Origin of the sequence: Ekhidna sp. (genome assembly GCF_965227465.1) — a bacterium.
Taxonomy (GTDB): domain Bacteria; phylum Bacteroidota; class Bacteroidia; order Cytophagales; family Cyclobacteriaceae; genus Ekhidna.
This window is the reverse complement of record NZ_OZ245746.1, coordinates 1,925,042-1,949,460: the sequence shown is the minus strand read 5'-3', so window position 1 is coordinate 1,949,460 and position 24,419 is coordinate 1,925,042. Positions and strand designations below refer to the sequence as shown.

The following is a 24,419-nucleotide window of genomic DNA, read 5'->3' as shown; positions in this document are numbered from 1 at the left end:
GCAGATGTCATACTGAGCCTGTCGAAGTATCTGTGTGTAGACTGTGTGTGAACATGAAATGGATGTCAGTGATGAAGATCTTTCAACAGGATCATCAATACAATCTGGATTAATTTGAATAGGAATTTTCGTCTTAACTTTCCAACATGCATATTGAAGAATTCCGTGAGTATTGCCTTGCTAAGCCTGGTACAACCGAACATACACCTTTCGGACCAGATACGCTGGTGTTCAAAGTCATGAACAAAATGTATGCGCTTACAGGGATCGAAACCTTCGAATTTATCAATCTAAAATGTGATCCGGAATACGCTGTTGAGCTGAGGGAGCAGTATGATGGTTCTATCCGTCCCGGATATCACATGAATAAACAACAATGGAACTCTGTCTATACAGATGGAGGGGTCTCTGATAATATGATAAGAAAATTGATTGACCACAGCTATGAGTTGATAGTGGAGAAATTACCCAAGAAATTGAAAGATGAACTTAAAACCCTAAAAGATGGAAATTGAAATACATAATGAGGAATCCGAAACCAAGGGATCATACTATGTAGAAATTGATGGAAACCGGGTAGCTGAGATGACATACTCTGTTGCTGGCTCAGATCGTATCATTATTGATCATACGGAAGTGGGAGATGCCCAGCGGGGGACAGGATTAGGAGAAAAATTGGTATACAGGGCAGTTAAAGATGCAAGAAATAAAGGCATAAGCATTGTCCCGCTATGTCCATTTGCCCGTTCGGTTTTCAATAAAAATGTAGATTTAAAGGATGTGCTCTAGCGTGATGGCCAGGGAATCAAACTGACTTAAATCATTCCGAGCATTAATGTAGGTCATTAGGGAAGTCTTTCTTAGTCAATAGGTTTACTAATATCCATTTAAAACCTGATGCTATGAAATCTGCTAAATCAATAGATGCCACTGAGGGTCTTCCTGCTGAGACTATTCAGAAGCTCTCGACCACTAATCAGAAAATAATTGATCAAAATAAAAGGCTTCAGATTTACGAAGGTCTTCTGAAAATTAAGCAAGAACGAAAAACTAAGGATTTAGCCATTAGACCTATGTTGTTCAATATAGGGATGACCCTGAGTTTACTTTTTGTGATTACAGCAATAAATTGGAAAACCTACGATGTGAAAGGGTTGGTAAGTTTAGGTGAGGTGGAGTCCGACCTTAATGAAATCATTGAAATACCCCCAAGTAGCCAGCAACCACCTCCACCACCAAAACAACAGGTCTTTAAGATAGAAGAGGTGAAGGATACAGAGATCATTGAAGAAATAGAAATGACCCTGGATGTTGAAGTCACTGAGAATGAAGCGGTTGAGGTTATCGATTTTGTGGTGCCTGAGGAGCCACCGGAGGAAGTTGAAGAAATTTTTGTCATTGTAGAACAAGAACCACTTCCTAAAGACGGTTTGGATGCATTTTATGCCTATCTGGCCGATGAGCTCGATTATCCATCAAGAGCATTGCGGCTAGGAATAACCGGTTCAGTTTTTGTCGAATTTGTAATTGAAAAAGATGGGCGAATTACACAAGCCCAAGTTGTGAAAGGCATAGGAGCCGGGTGTGATGAAGAAGCCATTCGAGTCATTCAAAATGCTCCAAACTGGACTCCTGGAAAGCAAAGAGGTATTCCTGTTCGTGTTAGGAAAATTATCCCCGTTCGCTTCATGATGGCAGATAGCAACTGATCGTTAATTGATTAAGGATTATTCGGTGCAAATCTGTAATTTGCATAAAATCCCTAATCATGCGTTTATTGATCATTTTATGCTTTTTTACCCTGATTTCATGTGCCACCCAAAAGAAAGAACCCATGAGTGATGTAGGTTTTGTACATCTGGCATTGGGTGATTCATACACCATTGGAGAGGCGGTAAATGTGGATGAAAGATGGCCTGTACAATTAGCTCACAGGTTAAGAAAAGACTCCATTAAGATCGACCCGGTCATCGTGGCTACCACAGGGTGGACCACTGATGAATTAATTTCAGGTATCGTTAAAGCTGATGTGGAAGGCCCTTATGATTTTGTTACGCTTTTGATAGGAGTAAACAATCAATACCGTGGATATCCAATAGATCAATATGAGAGAGAGTTCAAGCAGCTCTTAGATCAGGCCATAAAGTTTGCTGGTGGAAACCCATATAATGTGATGGTTGTGTCTATCCCAGATTACGGAGTGACTCCATTTGCTAAAAAGAAACTGCTGGATGCCGATAAGATTGCCCGAGAACTTGATAATTATAATGCCATAGCGGAAAAGATATCTAAGCTTCGGGATGTGCAATTTATTGATATCACGCCTGGTTCAAAAAAAGCAAAAGACAACTCGTCTTTAATCGCTTCTGATGGTCTCCATCCATCGGGGAAGATGTACAAAATGTGGGTAGATCAGATGTATGATCACGTGTTTAACAATCTTTCATCCAGATAAATCTACTAAAAGTTCAATTTCGTCGTTGATTTATCGGTATAACAGAAAATACACCTATTTTTGATCCAAATCACTGCTTGTCACAACCATTCTCAATGAAGAGGCTGATCATTCTTGTGTGTTATGTTTCCCTGATGTCATGTCAGGACAAAGTGATATGCCCTGCATTTCAGAGCACCTATATCCTGGATGACTCCACCCGAGATGCCTATTTTTCATACGTGTGGCAGTTGGATGAAAACACTCGCAACCAATACCTCGCTCAGCAAAGAGGATCAGATCCGAATGACTCACTTGGAGTTGTTGCGCAACCAAAAACAGACTACTACGCCTATGCCGGTGAAAAGGTGGTGCCCTGGAGGGTACAAAAACAGACCAAGTACGGAATCATCAAGCACACACCATACCCAATCAAGAAATATCAGCTCAGAACGGCTCCTATGGAAAATGTATTTTCTCCAGAGCCGGTTTCGAATGATTTTGTAGCGTCAGACTTTGGCGTAGACTCCCTTTCATTAGTAGCTGATTCTCTACGTTCTGATACATTGACAACACAACCAGTTGCTGCAGTTGAAGATGATAAACCTCGATATTTATATGGGTATGACCCGAGTGATAATTTTAATGTAGAGCAGGAGTACTACAATAAATATTTCGGTAAAAAATTTATAGATAATCGTCCTAAACCAACACCCAGGGTTGTTCAGTTAGATTCATTAGGTAATGCGGTTCCGGATTCTACTCAAACAAAAACCCCGTTCTTCAAAGGCCTTTTCAAAAAGAAACAGAAAAGCGATAGTACGACAATTCCAGTAGAAACTCCTACTCCGGCACCTACAACAGAGGAGGGTACAGAGGAAGAAAGTGGAAATGGCTAATCCCCAACCATTAGTTTCTGTAATTCTACCCTTTTATAATGCACCTTTTCTTAAGGAATCCATTCAGAGTATACTAAATCAGTCATATTCAAATTTTGAACTGATACTTATTGACAATGCCAGTACGGATAATTCATCTGCAGTGGCAAAATCCTTTGAACATATATCCAATGTACAGCTGCTGAGGGAACCAGAAAAAGGAGTTGTTTTTGCATCCAATACAGGAATGCAAAGTGCTAAAGGCTCCTTGATCGTCAGAATGGATGCAGACGATATTGCGTATCCTAATCGACTCAAATGGCAGGTAGAGGCGTTTGAAATAGAACCCTCACTTGGCTTAGTTTCCGGCTTAGTTGAGTATATGGGTCCAAAGGAAAATGAGGGCTTCAGGCACTATGTAAATTGGCTCAACGATATTCAAACTGAAGATGAAATACGGATCAATCAATTTGTTGAGTTTCCAATAGCAAATCCAACTATCATGATTCGAAAGGAGGTTGTAGAACAATTCGGAATGTACGAGGAAGGAGACTTTCCCGAGGACTATGAGTTTTTTCTACGACTCCAATCTCATGGAGTAAAGATGAAAAAGGTGAATAAAATCATTTTAAAATGGCGTGATCTGGAAACTCGCCTGACCCGAACGGATGACAGGTATGCTCAGGATTCATTTTTTAGGATTAAAGCAAAGTATCTGGCACAGTGGCTGATAAAGAATAATCCCTTTCACCCGAAAGTTTATTTATGGGGTGCTGGGAGGTTATCCAGAAGAAGGAGTGAATACGTGATAGAAGAAGGAGTTCAGGCAGTAAAATTCATTGATGTAAAGGCAGGAAATCATACCATTCATTATTCCGATGTACCTGAAAAAGATGAGGCGTTCATTGTTTCCTACGTAGGCAATCGTGGAGCTAGGGATGAAATAAGAGACTTTCTGAATGGCAGAGGCTATATAGAAGGCATTAATTACATTATTGCATCATAATAAGTCTAAAAATTTTAGTATTTCATAATTTTTACTAATTTTAGCATCAAATACTAATTCATGCAGTTAGCAAAGGATTTGATACTAGATGATTATTATAAGCTCAAGATTTCTTCAAAGAAGTTACATTCCGGACGGTATCAAGTCAAATTCTTTGCCACGATCAGAAGAGATAAAGAACTTTATGGATACGTATTGGTGGAAGCGGAAGAAACCCTCAAATCTGTGATAAGTAGGATTAGAAGAAGATTGAAAGAGTTAGATAAGAGCGTAGAATACCGTCACTTTCACTTGTTTAATGTGGGTCAAGAAGCACAACCATCCAACCTAATCATTTTTGAATAATGGCACGAATACCAAATAACATCAAGTTTCTTAGAAAGAAGAAAGGCTTCACACAGGAAACATTTGCACAGACCTTGGGAATCAATAGACCATCTGTAGGTGCTTATGAAGAGGGTAGAGCAGACCCACGCCTGACTACACTTTCGAAAATGGCAGAGCTCTTTGAGGTGACAGTTGATGAATTGATAAATGAAGACTTGACGAAAGAAAATCGGGTACCCAAACAGAACGTGAAGGTTCTGGCTGTGACAGTAGATGAAAATGCGGATGAAGAATTCATCCAATTGGTGCCTACCAAAGCTGCAGCCGGGTATACAAATGGTTTTGCGGATCCGGAATACCTAACAGACCTCCCTCGGTTCCATCTTCCAGTCTTACCAAAAGGAGGAACGTATCGTGCTTTCGAGATTGCAGGAGACTCCATGCTACCAATTGTTTCCGGGAGTATTATCATTGGAAAGTACGTGGAACAATTGTCATACATACGAAATGGTAACACCTATGTGCTGGTTACACAATCTGAAGGGGTCGTCTACAAACGGGTATTCAACTACATTGAAGAGAAAGGCAAGCTATTTTTAGTCTCAGATAACAAGTCCTTTAGTGCATATGAGTTGGATCCTGCTGAAGTTGTAGAGATTTGGGAAGCCAAAGCTTATATCTCTGTAGAATTTCCTGATCCAAATACATCTGATGATTTATCTATGGATCAATTGATGGGTATGATTGGAAATCTTCGAAATGATGTCGAACGCTTAAAGAAGAGTTCTGACTAAACGCATTATTCCACTTCTTTCAATTTAACTTTGACCTTCAAAATGAGGGTCTTTTTTTTCATATTGATTTCTGCACTCATTTCTTGTTCTTCGCCGGACAAGGAAAAGATCACTGTGCCTAAACTTCATGCAAGCTTCTATGTCGAAGCGATGGATCAAATCAATGAAAAGTTGAATGCTGATCCCGATAATAAACAACTGGTTGATCAAAAACTCTTTTATTGTGAACAGTTAGACTGGCCAGCCACATGTATCTCAGCACTTGATACCCACAAGGAAATCCATGGAATGACCAATCAACTGGTTAAACAATATATCAACTACTACAAAAAGCATGAGCAGTACGATCTTTTATATGGAGTTTTAAATAGATGGATGGACGAATATGAGCTGAAGGATGAATTTCACCAACTTTACATAAAGGCTCTTGTGAGATCAGGAAAAACGACCAGAGCCATGGTCGAATTGAGAAACTATCTGATTAACCACAATGCAAATGAAGACTTTGCTTTTGCATCGGGTGAGTACTTACAATTAAAAGACACAGCACTTGCCGCTTACAACCTGGGAAAACTTTATAACTCATCACCGGAACATGACCTAATCTGGGATTATGGCAAAATTTTAATGAAATTAGGTTATCAGGAAATCGGGATATCTGTTTTAGAAAAATTTGCAATGAATCATCTGGATGATTTTCAGGTGCAACTGTCTTACGCATTGGCGCTTAATGAAACAGACAACATCCCACGAGCTCGAAAGGTGATTAAACCATTTGCCAACCAAGATACAGTGGCTTACTTATTAGCAGATTGGTATCTCGAGGATGCAATGTGGGACTCAGCCGGATATGTACTTACATCGGTTATTGAAAAAGATTCAACCAAAAGAAAACCCATTTGGAAAGCAGGTAGGTTGTACGAGGATCGCGGTTGGTACTCAACATCAATGAAGTATTATGAATTTTTGCTTGAATTGAACTCACAGGACACATTAGCTGTCCAAAGAATAGGCCTTATACAGCGAAAAATTGCATATTTGCAGCGCTTAAAATTTGAGGAAAGTAAGATTCCTGTATTAGAATTAAAATCAAAAAAAATTGAAAATTAATGAGTGATCAAATCACCATTACCTTACCTGATGGATCTAAGCGCACCTACGATAAAGGGAGTACAGCTTTAGATGTGGCCATGAGCATAAGCGAAGGGTTGGCTAGAAATGTACTTGCAGCTAAAGTGAATGGAGAAGTTAGAGATTCATTTCGCCCGATAGAAGAGGACGCTGAGCTTCAATTATTAACTTGGAATGACGATGAAGGTAAATCGACGATGTGGCATTCATCAGCTCATTTGATGGCAGAGGCACTTGAAGCTTTATATCCAGGAATAAAACTAGGCATAGGTCCGCCTATAGAAAATGGATTTTATTACGATATCGATTTTGGTGATATCGAATTCGATGCAGACAACCTTGCTGCTATCGAGAATAAAATGCTCGAGCTAGCCCGTGAGAAAAATGAATTCACACGAAGAGAGATATCTAAAGCTGATGCAATCTCATTCTACCAGGAGAAAGGGGATGAGTATAAACTTGAGCTAATTGATGGGCTTGAAGATGGAAGTATTACCTTTTACAATCAAGGAAATTTCACGGATTTATGCCGTGGACCACACATTCCTCATACCGGGTATATCAAAGCAGTGAAAATCCTGAATGTAGCAGGGGCCTATTGGCGGGGTGATGAAAATAGAAAACAGTTAACAAGACTGTACGCCATTTCATTTCCAAAACAAAAAGAACTTAAAGAACACCTGGAGTTATTAGAGCAAGCCAAGCTTCGAGACCATCGAAAGATCGGAAAAGAACTCGAGCTGTTTACTTTTTCAGATAAAGTTGGAAAAGGACTTCCGCTATGGTTGCCAAAGGGAGCTGTATTGAGAGAGCGACTGGAAAATTTCATGAGAAAGGCTCAACTGAAAGCAGGATATGACCAAGTAGTTTCTCCGCATATTGGTGGAAAAGAGCTTTATGTTACCTCCGGGCACTATGCGAAATATGGTGAGGATTCATTTCAACCAATTAAGACCCCAGCAGAAGATGAGGAGTTTTTGCTGAAACCAATGAATTGCCCTCATCACTGTGAAATTTACAAATCCAAACCCAGGTCATATAAGGACTTACCTATCCGATATGCCGAATTTGGGACTGTTTACAGGTATGAGCAAAGTGGTGAGCTACATGGACTTACACGGGTAAGAGGTTTTACGCAAGATGATGCACACATCTTTTGTAGACAGGATCAGGTAAAAGAAGAGTTTGCAAAAGTAATTGACCTGGTATTGCACGTGTTTGGTGCTTTGGGATTCGGAGATTTCACTGCTCAGGTTTCATTAAGAGATCCTGATAATCCTGATAAGTACATTGGTAATGATGAGGATTGGGATCGAGCAGAACGTGAAATTCAGGAAGTAGCTGATGAAAAAGAATTACAAACGGTCGTAGAATATGGTGAAGCAGCTTTCTATGGACCAAAGCTTGACTTTATGGTCAAAGACGCATTGGGCAGAAAATGGCAATTAGGAACGATCCAGGTAGACTACAGCTTACCTGACCGATTTGAATTGGAGTATGTAGGAAATGACAATCAGAAGCATAGACCTGTAATGATCCACCGTGCGCCATTCGGTTCAATGGAACGATTCATTGCCATTCTAATCGAAAACTGTGCGGGTGATTTTCCTTTATGGCTCGCTCCGGAGCAAATAGCGATCTTACCGATCTCAGAAAAGTATCATGACTATGCAAAGCAGCTTTACAGTGATATGCAAGAGCAGGACATTCGAGGGTACATCGATGAGCGGGATGAAAAAATTGGTAAAAAAATCCGGGATGCAGAAGTAAAAAAGATTCCTTATATGTTGATAGTAGGAGAGAAAGAGCAAGCCGAAGGGGCTGTTTCAGTGCGTCAACACGGTGCGGGAGATATCGGATCTATGAAAAAAGAAGAGTTTGTGAGTTTTTTCCACAATAAAGTGGCTGAACTTATCAATTGAGTTTTTGTTAAGAGCAAATAATCACGATATTTGCGCTTTGTTTTTATGTTCAACTAAAATAAAGGAGTACAATCGCTAAACTAAGAAAGAGAGGCCCTTCCAGAATCAGAAAAGAAGAGCCTTACAAGGTAAATGAGAAAATCACGGCACGAAAGGTAAGAGTGGTTGGAGACAATGTGAAGGTTGATGTTTACCCTATAGAGCAGGCAATCAAAATTGCACAAGAACAAAATCTTGATTTGGTAGAAATTTCACCAAATGCTGACCCGCCTGTTTGTAAAGTGATTGACTACTCTAAGTTCAAGTACGAGCAGAAGAAAAAGCAAAAAGAGATTAAGGCTAAAGCGCAAAAAACTGTAATAAAGGAGATTCGCTTTGGTCCTAATACTGATGATCATGACTTCAATTTCAAATTGAATCATGCCATTAAGTTTTTGAAAGATGGAGCTAAGGTGAAAGCTTACGTACACTTCTATGGAAGGACGATTGTTTTCAAGGATAGAGGAGAAATCCTGCTCTTAAAGTTTGCTCAGGCACTTGAAGAGTATGGAAAGGTAGAACAGCTGCCAAAGATGGAGGGAAAACGAATGATCTTATTCGTAGCACCTAAGCAAGTAAAAAAGTAATTAACGTAGAATAGAATAAAGTAGAAATGCCGAAACTTAAAACAAACTCTAGTGCTAAGAAGCGATTTAAGCTAACTGGTACTGGAAAGATTAAAAGAAAGCATGCATTCAAAAACCACATTCTAACAAAGAAGGAGACGAAGCAAAAGCGAAATCTTCGATACATGTCAGTTGTGGATAAGGCGGATGAACCAAACATCAAACGCCTGTTGAATCTGTAATTTTTTTAATAATTAGATCCACCGATTGGTGGATGGTTCATGTAAAACCCGATTATTGGCTGAAGTTTCCGTAAATGACGGGGCGCCAATCGTCAAAACAAAACAAAAATGAGATCAGTAAATCATGTAGCTTCAAGAGCTCGTCGTAAGAAGATGATGAAGCACGCCAAAGGTTACTTTGGTAGAAGAAAAAACGTTTGGACTGTGTCCAAAAATGCCATCGAAAAAGGATGGACGTATGCTTATCGTGATAGAAAAGCAAAGAAAAGAGAATTTAGAGCACTTTGGATTCAGCGTATCAATGCTGGAGCTAGAGAGCATGGAATGTCTTACTCTGTATTCATGGGTAAATTGAGTGCAGCTGGAATTGAAATCAACAGAAAGTCATTAGCTGATTTAGCGATGAACGAGCCCAAAGCATTTAAGGCGATCGCTGATAAAGTAAAGTAAAGATAAATACTCCTTGAAATTCATATACACCCTTGTTTTCTGTTGAAAGCAAGGGTTTTTTATTTGTAATTTTCACTAAACCATAATTATCGCTTTTGGCCGAGGCTATTTGTTCGTATACCGAATATCTTGAATTTGACTCAATTAAATTGTATAAAATAGAGCGATGTATTTATTATACAATAATCGATCTTTTAGTTGGAGGAATAAGTGTTAGAAGCATGTTTCACTCAGTAATTTTGATATACTAGATGGTCATTTTTGCAAAAAATGAATCTATACATGATGATCAATGGGTTACTCATGTCTTTTTTTGCGTATTTAATCTAAAGGCATAGAATAAATCCGAGAATAAGTTGTAAAATATTTACTTTAGTGAGTTGAAATTAACCGTCATAATTAAAATGTTGCAATCAGCGTTTAGAGCTTTATTAGTGATTCTTTTTATAGGAGTGTCACTGAGTGCTATATCACAAACTACAATTTACACTACCAACTTTAACACTGGTGATGAGAGTTGGACCAATACGGGTACAGATAATTTTGTCAGGGGTGACGTTGATTTTACAACGGGTGCATCCGGGAATTATTGGTCTCTACCAAATACAGGTGGGGGATATGCAAATAATGATGTTGCAGTCATTGAAAGCCCAATCGTAGACCTAACTGGCTTTGAATCAATGACATTTAGTATTGACATACGCTATGATACGGAAGCTGCATGGGACGGAATGCAAGTCGAATATTCTTCTGATGGAGGCACTAATTGGGTGGATTTAGGATCATTTGAGGAAACTGCCTATTGGTACAATGATACCGACGTTGATGCAATTGCTAACGGAGCTGACGGTTGGTCTGGAGATAATGGCGCTTGGCAAACTGCCACCATATCTGTTCCATCAATTCTGGAAAATAATTGTGAGGCTCAGTTTAGAGTCATATTTGAATCAGATGGAGCTGTAACTGACGTAGGAGCCGCATTTGATAATGTAATTATTACGGGATCTGCAATGTCTATTCCTACACCTTCAATTACAGCTGTTCCAGGTGATGCCACAGAAACATTTTTACTTTGGCTGCAGTCCGATAGTGCGGCTATTGCAAATGAAGCAAATGTGATAACTCAATGGGGCGATTGGAGTGGAAATACAAATGTGGCGCAGGCGGGAGATTGTGGCCCTACCTATACGACTAATCTGGTAAATGGACATGCAGCAATTACATTTGATGGAGTTTCAAACTACATGGACTTAGGTGATGTTCTCAATTTTGAGGGACTAACCGATAGCTGGTCAACTTTTGTGGTGTTCAATACGACTGGTGCAGCGGTTGGAAATCTACTAGCAAGAGCTGGAGCAGGAGGTACAGCTACCCGCCAATATCAATTGGCAGTTACTGCTGGCGGTCAAATTGCTCAATTAACAGGTGGAGATTTCGATGTAGGCACAACAGCCGCAAATACAGGTGAGTGGCAAGTTCTTTCATCCTTAACAAACACAACTGAATTTAATTCTTTTCTTCAGGGAGCGGCCGAAATTTCCAATAGCACAAATATTGGTAGTGTAACCGAAAATGAAAACTTTCTTATAGGAGCAAGGGATGACGGAGCGGCTCAACTCTTTGATGGTGACATTGCTGAAATTATAATTTTTCTAGGAGAGGTAAGTAGTGCGAAACGAAGAGATATTGAAACCTACTTAGCATTAAAATATGGTGTTACTCTTGATATTTCATCTCAGGATTATACAGTTGGAGGATCTTCAATTTTCGATAACGCAACGTTCTCAGGCTACAACAGTGATATTGCCGGAATTGGAATAGATGTCTCACAAGGTTTAAATCAAGAATCAGGGATAAGTGCATCTGGTTCTATTGTTCGAATGTCAAACTCGTCTGATTTAGATGATGCTGAATTTTTAATATGGGGGAGTGATGGTGCAGCTACAACAACTACAACAGGTAATACTCCGGCAAGTATTGATAATCGACTGAATCGAATCTGGCGTGTAAACCATGTAGGTGATGTTGGGACAGTAGATATCGCATTTGATATTAATACTTTGGGCTATGAAGGTCGAACCTTTAATTTATTGACTGTTCCCAATACAGCAACTATTCCGGCAGATTTTGGTACTGCAACCGTTTCAAGTGTTGGGGTAGTGGAAAATATAGATGGAAGAGATTTTGTTACATTTTCTGGTGTAACCCTTACAGATGAGCAATACTTCACATTAGGACTATCTGATGCCGTAACAGGTCCCGGTGATCAAACTGCTGATCTATGGCTAAGAGCGGACTTGGGTGTTAGCCAATCCTCTAATGCAGTTTCATCATGGTTAGATCTTTCTAGTGGTGGAAATGATGCCACCCAAGCAACAGCTGTGGATCAGCCCACTTATGTAGCTAATGCCATTAATGGAAATCCTGCAATAGATTTTGATGGTGGCGATGATTTGGATGGAAGTGCTGGTTTCTACACGCATGAATATTTTGTTGTTATGGAGCCTGATGTTGCTGTTGATGGGTCTGCTAATGGGTTTATTTTAGGTTTTGAGCCAGGTGAGTTTGGGGGATTCTTCGTTGGAACTCAAGCAGACGGCTATGTGCCAAACGATCGGGTTGTACATGCTATCGGGGATAATGGTGATGGTGATGAATACAGAGCAGGTTTAGAAACGGGAACACTTTCTAATGCCGATCAACCGATTTTGTGGAGTGTAAGAGAAAATGCTGGTTCTACAGCTACTGAAATAAGCTTGGACGGAACAGGACTTACAGTAAATAGTGCCTATACAGGAAACGCCCTATTAAATCTGTCCAATCAAGCTTACAGGCTAGGAAATAACTTATTAAATACAAACGGTTATGACGGGAGTATTGCTGAGGTAATCAGCTTTCAGTCCAGATTAAGTAATGCCAACAGAAGAGATGTAGAGACGTACTTAGCTATTAAATATGGCATTACTTTAGGAGATATGGCAACCGGATATACAATCGGAGGTACTGCCATTTACAATAATACAACCTACGCTAATGATATTGCTGGAATAGGAAGGGATGAATCTCAAGGATTAAGCCAGCTATCTTCTATGAGTATTTCAGGGCAGGCAGTAAGAATGCAGAATGCTTCTGACCTTGATGAAGGAGAGTTTTTAATTTGGGGACACGATGGAGGCGCAGCTTCATTACAGACCGGAGATGTTCCGGGTGGTGTTACCAATCGACTAACACGTATTTGGACACTTGCAGAAGTCAATACTGCAGGTGCTGTTGATGTAGGAACTGTAGATATAACATTTGATGTGGCAAACCTGGGAGTGCAGGCTGGAGGTACTTATCAGTTAATTATTTCAAGTACGGCTACAATGGCTTCAGGAACAGTTACTACAAGCCCTACGGTTTCCGGATCGTTAGTCACCTTTACTGGTGTTAGTGTAACTGATGGTGATTTTTTCACTTTAGGTGCAGACGATCCAACTTATCCAGGTGATGTCTCTGCTAATCTTGCCCTTTGGTTAGACGCAAGCAATGGGGTAACACTTAATGGAAGCGTAGTTAGTCAATGGTCCGATCAATCAGGTAATGGTAATCCTGCATCTCAATCCGATACTGATGCTCAGCCTATTTTTGTTAGTGAAGGTCTGAATGGAAACCCTGTCTTTTCATATGATGGAGTAGATGATGTTATTCGAGGTAGTGCAGGCTTTTATACCGTTGAGTATTTTGTAGTTACTGAACCAAGTGAAATATATAATAGCGGTGAATCCACCGGCTCAATTGTAGGCTTTAATGATGCGGAATTTGCACGATTGGGATTAGGTCCAACTTCCGGACAGATCACAGATGAAGTTATAACACATGCAGCTGGAAGTGGAGCGAATTACCGTGCGGCATTTACTTCAACAACGGCTAATTTAAACCAGCCTTCAATTATTAATCCAAGGTCGAATGCTGCAGCAACAGCACATGATATTTATTTTAATGGTGCTAATGTAAGGAATGCGGAAGCGAATGCAGGAACCTACACTAATTATACAAATACTGATTATGATGTAGGCAATGAGGTAAATTCGACTCCAAATTTTCCTTACACAGGTACCGTTGCTGAAGTTATTAGTTATTCATCAAGGTTAAGTGATGATGATCGAAGGGATGTCGCTACTTATTTAGCTATTAAATATGGACTTACTTTGGATATAACCTCTCAAGCTTATACTGTGGGAGGTTCAGGCAACCCAATCTATAATTCAACAGGTTATGCAAATGATATCGCTGGAATAGGTATCAATACCTCCTCAGCTTTAAATCAAACAAACTCCCAAAGTGAAAACCCTGGTTCTATGGTCAGAGTATCTTCTGCTTCAGATTTAGCGGATGGTGAATTTTTGGTCTGGGGGAATAATGGAAATGCCAATGATTTCACTACAGCAAATGTACCTCCTGGAGTCATTGAGATTCTTGAGAAAGTGTGGACCATTGAAGAAACAGGTGGGGATGGTGTAGGGACCGTCACTATATCCTTTGACCTTACCACACTTGGAATTGACATTGACAATTCTTCCATTAATTTGATCACAATGCCTGCAGGAAATACTGTTCCTACTGATTTTGCTACACAATCAACACTAAATAGTTCCGGAACCGTTTCAGAAGTGAATGGAAGAGACATAATTACTTTTACGGGAGTAGACTTCACAGATGGTGACTTTTTTACATTAGGAGGGGATATACAAACAACTTCTCCTGGTGGATCTGGCCTAGCTCTATGGTTTAGAGCAGACGAAGGCACAACTACTTCTGGATCTTTGGTTAGTGGATGGGCTGATCAAAGTGGAAATGGAAATGATTTGATCCAGGGCTCTTCAGCTGATCAACCAACTTTAGTCAGTAATGCAATAAACTTTAATGAAGCATTGGATTTTGCTGGTGGAGACAATTTAGAGGGATTGAGTGGTTTCTATACAGATGAATACTTTGTGGTTATCGAACCAGACAATGCCATTAACAATAGTTCTCCCAATGGATATGTTCTTGGTTTTGAATCCCAACAATCAAGTGGATTCTTTATTGGTGATGAAAACTTTGTTGGAGGTGATCTTTTTGGTCAAACCATGGAAGTGGATGGATATGATATTTCAGCTACATCACCCACATCAATAAGTAATGACAATGTAATTGTATTTAATGTCAGAAATAATGCGGATGCTGGTCCTACAGCTCAGGAAATGTTCGCTAATGGAACAGCTTACACTGAGACACTTGCAGGAACCCATGCGGATTTTACAGACAATCCAATTAGAATAGGTAATAACTTTGACGATGACAGGCCTTACTATGGACTGGTCGCTGAGGTGCTTAGTTATGATGCACGCCTAAGTGCAACCGTGAGAAGAGATGTTGAATCCTATCTTGCATTGAAATATGGTATAACCCTAGATATTTCAACCGAAAATTATACGGCAGATGGAACCAATATTTTCACTTATACAGGACATGATTTCGATATTGCTGGTCTAGGTAAACATCTGGATTTCGGATTAAACCAAACCAAATCCATCTCACAAAATAATGGTGTCATAATAAAGATGGAAGGTCTTTCCGATTTAGATGACAATGAATATTTAATATGGGGATATGATGGTGATACAGGAGGTAGTAAAACTGCACCTGACACCAATGAAAAACCAGCAGCATTTGACGAGCGTTTGCCGGCTGAATGGAGAGTTGCTTTGACGGGCAGTCCTGGAACAGTAACTGTTAAAGTTTATGTTGGAAACATCTCCAATTTCAGTGAAAGACCTCAAACTGCTTCGCTATATTCTCTTTTAATAGATACAGATGATGATTTCTCTGTCATTTCGTCATCAGTTTCTGCTTCATCTCTTGTCAATGATACGCTTACATTTAATAACGTGAGTTTTGCGGATGGCGATAGGTTCACACTCGCATTGCCTTCCCAACCGGATGTTACAGATTTAACTCTATGGTTAAAAGCAGATGTTGAGGTTGAAGAAGCGTCCGCCAACACTGCCGAAAACAACGATCTGATTCAATTCTGGAGAGATCAAAGTGGAAATAATAATGATTTCGATCAAAGTTCATTCTCGGTGAGACCTACATATTCTACCGACCAGCTTAATAGCAAACCAGTAGTGACCTTTGATGATGGTAATACTTACTTAGATCTTGCAACTACAAATCTAAATCCAAGAAGTATTTTCATTGTTTACAACGATATCTCAACAGATTTCAACACGACTCCATTTACCAATGATGACAATGATGATGGAACAGGAATAGGAGCTGGAGACAGTGATGGCACAAATATCTTTGATGTCACCAACACCCCAGCCGATGTAAGTGACAATGGAGCAAACTACGTTGATGGAACAGACATAGGTGATGGAACGACTCAGGCTCGACCAACCAATTATGAGCTGCACTCAAGAGTTTTTAATAGTAATCTTTCCAATGCCTCCTGGAATTATTATGTAGGTAATGATCGCGGTAATACCGGAACCACTATTAATGGAGGTGTTGCTGAAATAATGGTTTATACAACTGCATTGAGTAACACAGATAGAAGAGATGTTGAATCCTATCTTGCTTTAAAATATGGTATTACACTAGACATTTCAGCACTCGACTATACCTACAACAGTGGTACTTCTATTTATGATAATGCCACGTTTGCAAGCTACAATAATGATATTGCTGGAATTGGATCTAATTCGAGTTTTGGGTTTTCTCATTCAACCAGTACGAGTAACAATTCTGACGCAATTGTCACTATGAGCAATCCTTCAGCGATGGCTAGTGGAGACTTCTTAGTCTGGGGAAATGATAATGGTGCTACATCAGAAACTACTAGTACAGTTCCTCCTGGTATCGGGAATCGTGTGACAAGGAAATGGGGGATTAATGAGACGAATGATATTGGTACGGTTACTGTCACAATTGATTTATCAGGCTTAGGGTATGGTGCTAAAGATGTTTCTGATTTTACTTTATTAATAGATGGAAATACTGACTTTAGTGACGGGGTGCTAAGAACATATCCGGCACTAACGTTTAGTTCTGACGTCCTGACTTTCACAGGAGTGGATTTTACAAGCGCTGTGACCTTTGGTTTAGGAACAACCATAGATTTAGTTACTGATACAGATACGGACGGAATTCCGGATTATTTTGAATCTGCCTACGGCACTGATCACGCAGATGGAGATGATCCAGTTCCTGGGGGGTCCCCAAATACGGATGCAAGTACAGTAAACGGTGTATTAGGAGATGGAATAAGTGATGCGTTGGAAAGTATTTTGGTGACAAATGGCGCAACCGCCCCTGTAACCATATTTACAGACACTGATGGAGATGGAATCCCAGATCATATTGAAGTAGATAATGGTACAAATCCATTTTCTGCTTCATCACCAACATCAAATGGTGATAGCGATTCAGATGGTGACGGAATTCCTGATGGTCTAGAGGCATTGATTACAAGCGAAGGTGGTGCTGCTGATCCAGCTTTGGATACAGATACCGATGCAGATGGTATTCCAGACTACTATGAAGTGATGAATGGGTCAGATCCAAACGATGTGAATAGTCCAACTGCTAGTGGCGGATCGGACGGTGATGGAGATGGAATTTCTGATGCGCTTGAAGCACAGTTAGTGTCTGGTGGTGCTACTGCTCCAATTGATGTTACTACTGATACTGATGGAGATGGTATTCCGGATTACATTGAAGCGCAAACTTTTACGGACCCTTTCAACTCATCAAGTCCTGCTGCTTCAGGTACCCCTGGTGTTAGGTCTTTACAGGCTGATTATGTAGTATCGGGTGGTTCATGTATTAATATAAGTGGATATCAATGGATAGATGTATCTGATAATCTTGGAAATATTGTATTTTCAATTAATCCGGCAGGTAATAACCTGGGAAGTACATGTTGGGGAGTTCGTATTATCGATCCTACCGATAACAATGTGCGTGATAATACTGTAGATTATGTCCTGGATAGAAACTGGTATATAACCCCAACTACTCAACCGTCTAATTCAAATGGAGTATATATCCGATTCTATGCCTTAGCTGAAGAGCATACCGATCTGGGCGATGAACTACTTTCTGCTGAGTCTTTCACGTTTGATGAAGAAGCTCACTTGAGAATTACTAAAATCACAGGTGTCTCAAATAGCCTGGATCCATTCATTGCAGGAGGAACAAGGGTTAATTTAGATCCTGAGGTTCAGGATTACTCGACCAACGGAAAATCCTTGACCATTGGAATCACATCTTTCTCATCATTTGCACCACACGCGACACCAAGTGGTATAGAAGACCCATTACCTGTAGAATTGATGTCGTTTCAAGCCTCGATTCAGGATCAGTATATTGTTCTGGATTGGTCCACAGCTTCTGAGCTTAATAATGATTACTTCACTATTGAGAAGAGTAGTGATGGTGAAAACTTTGAAGCCCTTAAAGAAATAGATGGTGCAGGAAATAGTAACGAGAGACTTGATTATCGATTCGAAGATCGTCAGCCACTTTTAGGAGTGAATTATTATCGTCTGAAACAAACAGACTTTGATGGAACAGAAACCTATTCAGAGGTGGTAATGGTAGTCTTTGAGGGACAATCACAATTAGTTATCAATGTTTATCCAAACCCGACCAGGAATAAACTATCTGTATCTTTCTCAAGCGATTTCAACGTTGGAAGTCCGGAGATTCACCTGGTTGACTTAAAAGGGCAGAAGGTTGCTTCATGGATGATAGCTGCTGATAACAATTCGATTGAAGTAGATTTAGCTGAGTATCCTAAAGGCATCTATTTACTACAGATGGAAGTTGGGAATAGAACCTACAGCCATAAGGTGATCAAAAAATAGTGAGGTAGTTTTTTTAGACACAAGACACATAAAAAAGTAAAGCCCATTTCAATAGTGAAATGGGCTTTACTTTTTTAATGAGGGGATTATAACACAAGAAAAAAAGCATCTAAGAAAGACTGGTTTAGGGCTTTTATAGATCACTGGTCTAATTAAACGAATCTTCTACCATGAAGATAGAATCATAAGAAAATTACAATAAAAAAATCCCGACAAGGCTTGCCGGGATCATTGTGTTCAAAACAGCTCTTTTCACTCACTAATCGTCTCTTGATTGATTTCTTAGGCTTATCCGTTTATTGCTGATTGAATCAAGGTATGTAGGCCATAGGTTACAATAGCGTAATAGGCAATAACTGATGCAGTCACTATCATGTTGGTGGTCTCGGCTTCCTTCACTTTGGTATATACTCGATTCATAGTTTTTTAATTTAAAGTTCTGATACAAACTTCGCCTCTCACGATTTACAAATCCTGCATACTTACTTTAGAATATTGTTCGATTAGTTTCAAAACATACCCGCTTACTCCACCTCAGAGTCACTAAACGAGGACTCTGAGGTTGTATGAATAAATCAGGAAGCCACATTTTGGAAATCAAAAAGTAGACAATGTTGCAGATGATTTATGTAAGGGTTTGTGAAGGTGATCTGCGTGAAACATGCTTGAATCTTGAAGTTTAGACACAAAAAAAGCATTTTACTTTTTACTGTAAGTGTTTGATTTTAGAGCGGTCCGGATGGGACCGACACGTGTAGGCGGCACGCGTAGTGCGGCACGCGTAGTGTCGAACTCGCGACCTCCATAAACCATTAAATAAAAAAACCCACCTCAAAAAGAGACGGGTTGTGTGCTTTAGCGGTCCGGATGGGTACCGACACGCGTAGTGTCGAACTCGCGACCTCCATAAACCATTAAATAAAAAAACCCACCTCAAAAAGAGACGGGTTGTGTGCTTTAGCGGTCCGGATGGGTACCGACACGCGTAGTGTCGAACTCGCGACCTCCATAAACCATTAAATAAAAAAACCCACCTCAAAAAGAGACGGGTTGTGTGCTTTAGCGGTCCGGATGGGTACCGACACGCGTAGTGTCGAACTCGCGACCTCCATAAACCATTAAATAAAAAAACCCACCTCAAAAAGAGACGGGTTGTGTGCTTTAGCGGTCCGGACGGGACTCGAACCCGCGACCTCCTGCGTGACAGGCAGGCATTCTAACCAGCTGAACTACCGGACCGTGCAATAAAGCGTTGCAAAAGTAAGAGCTTATCTTTTCCTAAACAATACCTGATTGCGAATTTTCTTAAGAATATTTTTAATCCGTTTAGTCCTTTCAGCGTAAGTTTGTTGCAGCAAATTCAATCTTATGTTATTAGACTTTGAAAAACCAATTTCTGAATTAGAATCCAAACTTGCCGACATGAAAGAGCTAGCAAAGACTAGCGATGTGGATGTGTCAGATGCGGTCAATCAATTAGAAAAGAAAATTGTAAAATTGAAAAAGGAGACGTTTAGCAACCTTACCAGGTGGCAAAAAGTACAGCTTTCGCGTCATCCGGAACGACCGTATACCCTTGATTACATCTATGAGATCACCAATGATTTCATTGAGCTTCATGGGGATCGGACGGTAAAAGATGATAAAGCGATGGTTGGAGGTTTCGGAACGATAGGTAGCGAAACGGTTATGTTCATTGGTCAGCAAAAAGGACGCTCAACCAAGCAGCGCCAAATGAGAAACTTTGGGATGGCAAATCCGGAAGGGTATCGAAAAGCATTGAGGCTCATGAAGATGGCAGAGAAGTTTAATAAACCAATTGTCACGTTAATAGATACACCAGGAGCATTTCCCGGACTTGAGGCAGAGGAGCGCGGGCAAGGAGAGGCGATTGCAAGAAACCTGAAGGAAATGACCATGCTAAAAGTGCCTGTTATCTGTATCATAATAGGTGAAGGAGCTTCTGGTGGGGCCTTAGGGATTGCAATTGGTGACAAAGTATTTATGTTGGAGAATACCTGGTATTCGGTAATTTCTCCGGAATCATGCTCATCTATTCTTTGGCGCAGTTGGGACTATAAGGAGCAGGCGGCTGAGGCATTAAAGCTGACCGCTGATGATATGCTTAAAAACAAGCTCATTGATGGCATTATAAAAGAACCATTAGGCGGTGCTCACACAGATTTAACCGAAGCATCAAACGAGCTGAAGAAGGTCATATTGAAAGAACTCAAATCATTGTCTGCTAAAACTCCAAAAGAGCGGATTAACGAGCGAATAGAGAAATTTTCTTCCATGGGTGCGTATAACTAGTATGGCAAAGGTCAATTGGTCGGATCATTTATTTAACTTTTTGGCAGTGATATTAGGCGTCTCACTTGCCTTTTTTGTTTCAAGAGAATCAGAAAAATCGAAGCTTAAAGCTGAGTTCAACCAAAACATCGCGGCGATACTCGAAGAAGTAGAATCAGATATTTACACTTTTGAAGATTATCAAATTCCTGATAATAAGGCAAAATTGACTCTAATGAAGGAGGCGATTCAGATGATCGCTAGTCAGACTGGTGGAGACAGTATAAACGTCAAGATGATGTCTTTTTTTGATGTCAATAACTATGCGCCAACCAACATCACAATAAATAGTCTCATATCTTCAGGAAGACTAGATTTGATAAGTGACTTTGAATTAAAAAATAAAATTCTCTATTACCAGAATCTGGCCGAAGAATTAATAGCACAGGGAGATTTCCAGATCAATTTCTTAATGGATCAAATAACACCATGGTTCATAGAAAAAAGCCCCTATTTTATGGGTAACTTAAATTACATTGATCACTATAAAGGAGATGACTCAGCCGCCATCATGATTTTCTCTCTCCATACTTCCTTTGTTGAAAACAAAATAAGAAAATATGAGGCGGCTTTAGAAAACGCGAAGGAATTGAGAAACATGTTAGAGAAGTACAAGTCTGATAAAGGAATTGAATGATCAGTTGGATACTTAGAAACCTTTATAAACTTTTCGGTTGGAAAGTACAGGGACACAAGCCTGATGTAAAGAAGTACGTCATCATTGTGGCTCCACATACAAGCAATTGGGATTTTTTTGTAGGGTGGGGAGCAAGAAATGTCATAGGTTTCTATCCAAATTTTTTAGCTAAGAGAGAATTATTCAAAATCCCGTTGGTAGGTTGGTTCTTATCCTCCATTGGAGGAGTGGCTGTTGATAGAAAAAACAAGCGTAAAAGCACGCAGCTTGTTCAGCAGGTGGTTGATCTCTACAAGGAGCGAGAGGAATTCATTATGACCATTACCCCTGAAGGCACCAGAAGTTATTCTCCCAAATGGAAGACGGGTTTTTATCGGATTGCAGTTGAGGCAGAAGTCCCGATTGTAAAAATCGGGTTTGATTACGCTACAAAAACCGTGTATGTGGATGACCCCTTTTATCCGTCAGGAGATATGGATAAGGAGATGGAGGAAATCAAGGATTATTTCAGGCAGTTTACGGGTAAGAACCCTGAAGACGGTGTGAAATAAAAAAGCCTTCCATTTGGGAAGGCTTTTTTTATAATCTTTGGTTGTACAACTATTTCTTGGTAGTTGCCTTTTTCCGGGTAGTTCTTCTTTTTGGCTTTTCTTCTTCGATCACGTCTTCTACATCGGAAAGGATTCTTCCGCAATGCTCACACACGATGATCTTTTTCTTTTCTCTAATCTCAGCTTGCTTTTGCGGAGGAACTACGTTGAAACAGCCACCACATGCACCTCTTTTAACTGGCACTACAGCTAATCCATTTCTCATGTTCTTGCGTACCTTATCGTAAGATTTGATTAATCGATCTTCTACATTCTTAGCAGCCTTTGTTCGATCTTTTTCGATCTTTTGTTCGTCTGTTTCAGACTCCTTGATGATGTTCTCAAGTTCTTCTTTCTTACTCTTCAGATCTTTACCTCTTTCAGAAAGAGTACTCTTGGTTCCCTCAATCTCTTCTTTTTTCGCATCAATTTTTTCATGAGCTTCTTTGATTCTCTTTTCAAGAATCTGAATCTCCAATTGCTGCAATTCCATCTCTTTGGTGATAGCATCGTACTCACGGTTGTTTCGTACGTTCATCTGCTGCTCTTCGTATTTCTTGATCAGCTTTTCAGCATCCTTGATAGCAGTTTTATTTGCTGAGATGGACTCTTCAAGATTTTTGAGTTCTTCTCCTTGTTTATCAACTCGAGTTTGATAACCAGCGATCTCGTCTTCAAGGTCTTGGACCTCTTCAGGGAGAGCTCCTCTGATTTTCTTTATCTCGTCAATTTTTGAATCTAGTGCTTGTAGTTTTTCTAAAGCTTCCAGCTTCTTAGCTACTGTATTTTCCATTCAGTTTACTATAGATATTTGATTGGATTCGTGTCTACCTGCGACAAACGGAACGCAAACTTAGTGAAATTTTTAGTTAATGTATCTAGTAATAATTCTTTAGTAAATACTTCACTTTCATAGTGACCAATATCAGCAATGATGATTTGATCATTTGCCTCGAAAAAATCATGGTATTTGAAGTCTGCGGTAATGAATATATCTGCTCCTTTTGCAATAGAAGCATTTAATAAAAAGCTACCTGATCCACCACATACAGCTACTTTTGTGATTTTATCCGATGTTATTTTGGTGTGGCGAATGACATTTAGATTCATTTTATCCTTTAGGTCATTTAAGAAGGCTCTTGATTCAACTGGCTTTGGGAGATCTCCAATCATTCCTGAGCCAACTTCCTGATTAATGTTACTAAGTGGGGTGATGTAATGCGCTACCTCTTCATAGGGATGTGCATGAGTCATTGCTAAGAGAACCGAATGAATCTTATGATTAGCAACCAAAACTTCACATCGTGTCTCTGCAACATGTTCTTCCTGTCCAGTTTTGCCAATAGCCGGATTGCTTTCCTCATTTCCACGGAATGTACCCGTTCCTTCTACCTGAAAGCTGCAATGGTCATAATTTCCAATGTCACCTGCTCCGGCATTATACATCTCCTTCAATACTTTGTCTGAATGTTCATTTGGAACAAATACAGTTAGCTTAGAGAGCATTTCTTTTTTTGGAGCTAGAATCTTGGTATTGATCAATTCAATTTTATCTGCAATCTTTTTGTTCACGCCAGTATGTACATTGTCAAGATTAGTATGAATGGCATAGATCGCAATATTATGCTTGATCGCTTTTCGAATGCACCGATCTATCCAGTGCGAGTTACCGATCTTTTTAACTCCTTTGAAAATGAATGGGTGATGAGCAATAATTATATCACATTTTGATGCTATCGCTTCATCAAGGACTTCTTCAGTAATATCTAATGAGATAAGAGCCTGATTGATTTCATCAGATTTCTCTCCTAATAACAACCCAGAGTTGTCATATGATTCTTGGAAGCTTAGAGGAGCTATGTGTTCAAGGTAGTTTGTTAATTCTTTGATTTGCATAGTATAGGCAACTAACTTATTCTTTCAAGTTTAGTCAAAGTAAAATAGCCTTTAAGCAATTATGGAACATAATTCCACAGTCATTTTCGATAATCTATCCGGACAATGGATTCACACAGTATTGCAACATTAATTTTTTGGTATAATATTTCGATTTATTTAAATATGAGTTACAATATTCCGTATACAGATTTAAGTTTAGAATAATTTAGGGGTTTTTTGAATTATGTGTTGCCTTACTCACATCTTATTTCTTGT

The 24,419-nt window shown here is 39.7% G+C and carries 20 protein-coding genes and 1 tRNA gene; 17 read left to right on the top strand and 4 right to left on the bottom strand.

The window, feature by feature from the left end; translation table 11 throughout:
- Positions 1-146: 146 nt before the first annotated feature.
- The 14 genes from ACO05G_RS08615 to ACO05G_RS08550 all read left to right on the top strand — a co-directional run bounded on the left by ACO05G_RS08615 (position 147) and on the right by ACO05G_RS08550 (position 18,686).
- Entirely contained in the window at positions 147-515 is a 369-nt protein-coding gene (locus tag ACO05G_RS08615; RefSeq protein WP_348282120.1) for an MmcQ/YjbR family DNA-binding protein, read from the top strand.
- Complete coding sequence (locus ACO05G_RS08610) at positions 505-789, top strand: GNAT family N-acetyltransferase (RefSeq protein WP_348282121.1); 285 nt, start codon at positions 505-507, stop codon at positions 787-789. Before ACO05G_RS08615 ends, ACO05G_RS08610 begins: the two co-directional genes overlap by 11 nt.
- A 113-nt stretch (positions 790-902) precedes the next feature.
- Complete coding sequence (locus ACO05G_RS08605) at positions 903-1,709, top strand: energy transducer TonB (protein ID WP_421765579.1); 807 nt, start codon at positions 903-905, stop codon at positions 1,707-1,709.
- Positions 1,710-1,768: 59 nt separating this feature from the next.
- Positions 1,769-2,455 (top strand): SGNH/GDSL hydrolase family protein, encoded by a 687-nt coding sequence (locus ACO05G_RS08600; protein ID WP_348282123.1) that lies wholly within the window; start codon positions 1,769-1,771, stop codon positions 2,453-2,455.
- 95 nt (positions 2,456-2,550) lie between these two features.
- The gene (locus ACO05G_RS08595; protein WP_421765578.1) at positions 2,551-3,333 is read left to right on the top strand and encodes a hypothetical protein; all 783 of its coding nucleotides are present in this window, start codon (positions 2,551-2,553) and stop codon (positions 3,331-3,333) included.
- A complete protein-coding gene (locus ACO05G_RS08590) occupies positions 3,326-4,318 on the top strand; it encodes a glycosyltransferase family 2 protein (protein WP_421765577.1) in 993 nt (330 codons plus the stop codon). The genes ACO05G_RS08595 and ACO05G_RS08590 overlap by 8 nt, the downstream gene beginning before the upstream one ends.
- Positions 4,319-4,378: 60 nt before the next feature.
- Positions 4,379-4,663 carry a hypothetical protein gene (locus ACO05G_RS08585; RefSeq protein ID WP_421765576.1) on the top strand — a complete coding sequence of 95 codons (285 nt, stop codon included), beginning with the start codon at positions 4,379-4,381 and terminating at the stop codon, positions 4,661-4,663.
- A complete protein-coding gene (locus ACO05G_RS08580; protein ID WP_421765575.1) occupies positions 4,663-5,439 on the top strand; it encodes a helix-turn-helix domain-containing protein in 777 nt (258 codons plus the stop codon). Before ACO05G_RS08585 ends, ACO05G_RS08580 begins: the two co-directional genes overlap by 1 nt.
- A gap of 42 nt (positions 5,440-5,481) precedes the next feature.
- The gene (locus tag ACO05G_RS08575; protein ID WP_421765574.1) at positions 5,482-6,549 is read left to right on the top strand and encodes a tetratricopeptide repeat protein; all 1,068 of its coding nucleotides are present in this window, start codon (positions 5,482-5,484) and stop codon (positions 6,547-6,549) included.
- Positions 6,549-8,492 (top strand): threonine--tRNA ligase, encoded by a 1,944-nt coding sequence (gene thrS, locus ACO05G_RS08570; RefSeq protein WP_421765573.1) that lies wholly within the window; start codon positions 6,549-6,551, stop codon positions 8,490-8,492. Before ACO05G_RS08575 ends, thrS begins: the two co-directional genes overlap by 1 nt.
- Before the next feature lie 71 nt (positions 8,493-8,563).
- Positions 8,564-9,118 (top strand): translation initiation factor IF-3, encoded by a 555-nt coding sequence (gene infC / locus ACO05G_RS08565; protein WP_348282491.1) that lies wholly within the window; start codon positions 8,564-8,566, stop codon positions 9,116-9,118.
- Between the two features lie 26 nt (positions 9,119-9,144).
- Positions 9,145-9,339, top strand: coding sequence for a 50S ribosomal protein L35 (gene rpmI, locus ACO05G_RS08560; protein WP_089355937.1), 195 nt, complete (start codon positions 9,145-9,147; stop codon positions 9,337-9,339).
- Positions 9,340-9,447: 108 nt separating this feature from the next.
- The gene (rplT, locus tag ACO05G_RS08555; RefSeq protein ID WP_348282130.1) at positions 9,448-9,789 is read left to right on the top strand and encodes a 50S ribosomal protein L20; all 342 of its coding nucleotides are present in this window, start codon (positions 9,448-9,450) and stop codon (positions 9,787-9,789) included.
- Positions 9,790-10,193: 404 nt separating this feature from the next.
- Positions 10,194-18,686, top strand: a complete 8,493-nt coding sequence (locus ACO05G_RS08550; RefSeq protein WP_421765572.1) for a T9SS type A sorting domain-containing protein — start codon at positions 10,194-10,196, stop codon at positions 18,684-18,686.
- A gap of 288 nt (positions 18,687-18,974) precedes the next feature.
- Here the strand turns inward: ACO05G_RS08550 and ACO05G_RS08545 are convergent, their stop codons facing one another.
- Positions 18,975-19,106: a hypothetical protein gene (locus ACO05G_RS08545; protein ID WP_348282132.1), complete on the bottom strand. Its 132-nt coding sequence runs from the start codon at positions 19,104-19,106 to the stop codon at positions 18,975-18,977.
- A gap of 745 nt (positions 19,107-19,851) precedes the next feature.
- Positions 19,852-19,925 (bottom strand) — tRNA-Asp (locus tag ACO05G_RS08540).
- A 129-nt stretch (positions 19,926-20,054) separates the two neighbouring features.
- On the opposite strand from ACO05G_RS08540, the gene ACO05G_RS08535 reads away from it, so the two are divergent.
- The 3 genes from ACO05G_RS08535 to ACO05G_RS08525 are packed head-to-tail and all read left to right on the top strand — an operon-like array spanning position 20,055 to position 22,226.
- On the top strand, positions 20,055-20,999 hold the full coding sequence (locus ACO05G_RS08535) for an acetyl-CoA carboxylase carboxyltransferase subunit alpha (protein WP_421765571.1): 945 nt from the start codon (positions 20,055-20,057) through the stop codon (positions 20,997-20,999).
- A gap of 1 nt (position 21,000) precedes the next feature.
- Entirely contained in the window at positions 21,001-21,675 is a 675-nt protein-coding gene (locus ACO05G_RS08530) for a hypothetical protein (protein WP_421765570.1), read from the top strand.
- Positions 21,672-22,226, top strand: coding sequence for a 1-acyl-sn-glycerol-3-phosphate acyltransferase (locus tag ACO05G_RS08525; protein WP_348282145.1), 555 nt, complete (start codon positions 21,672-21,674; stop codon positions 22,224-22,226). Before ACO05G_RS08530 ends, ACO05G_RS08525 begins: the two co-directional genes overlap by 4 nt.
- 49 nt (positions 22,227-22,275) lie before the next feature.
- Here the strand turns inward: ACO05G_RS08525 and ACO05G_RS08520 are convergent, their stop codons facing one another.
- Both ACO05G_RS08520 and ACO05G_RS08515 read right to left on the bottom strand, forming a co-directional pair.
- Positions 22,276-23,058 (bottom strand): zinc ribbon domain-containing protein, encoded by a 783-nt coding sequence (locus ACO05G_RS08520; RefSeq protein WP_421765569.1) that lies wholly within the window; start codon positions 23,056-23,058, stop codon positions 22,276-22,278.
- Between the two features lie 8 nt (positions 23,059-23,066).
- Positions 23,067-24,161, bottom strand: coding sequence for a Nif3-like dinuclear metal center hexameric protein (locus tag ACO05G_RS08515; protein ID WP_421765568.1), 1,095 nt, complete (start codon positions 24,159-24,161; stop codon positions 23,067-23,069).
- Between the last annotated feature and the right edge of the window lie 258 nt (positions 24,162-24,419).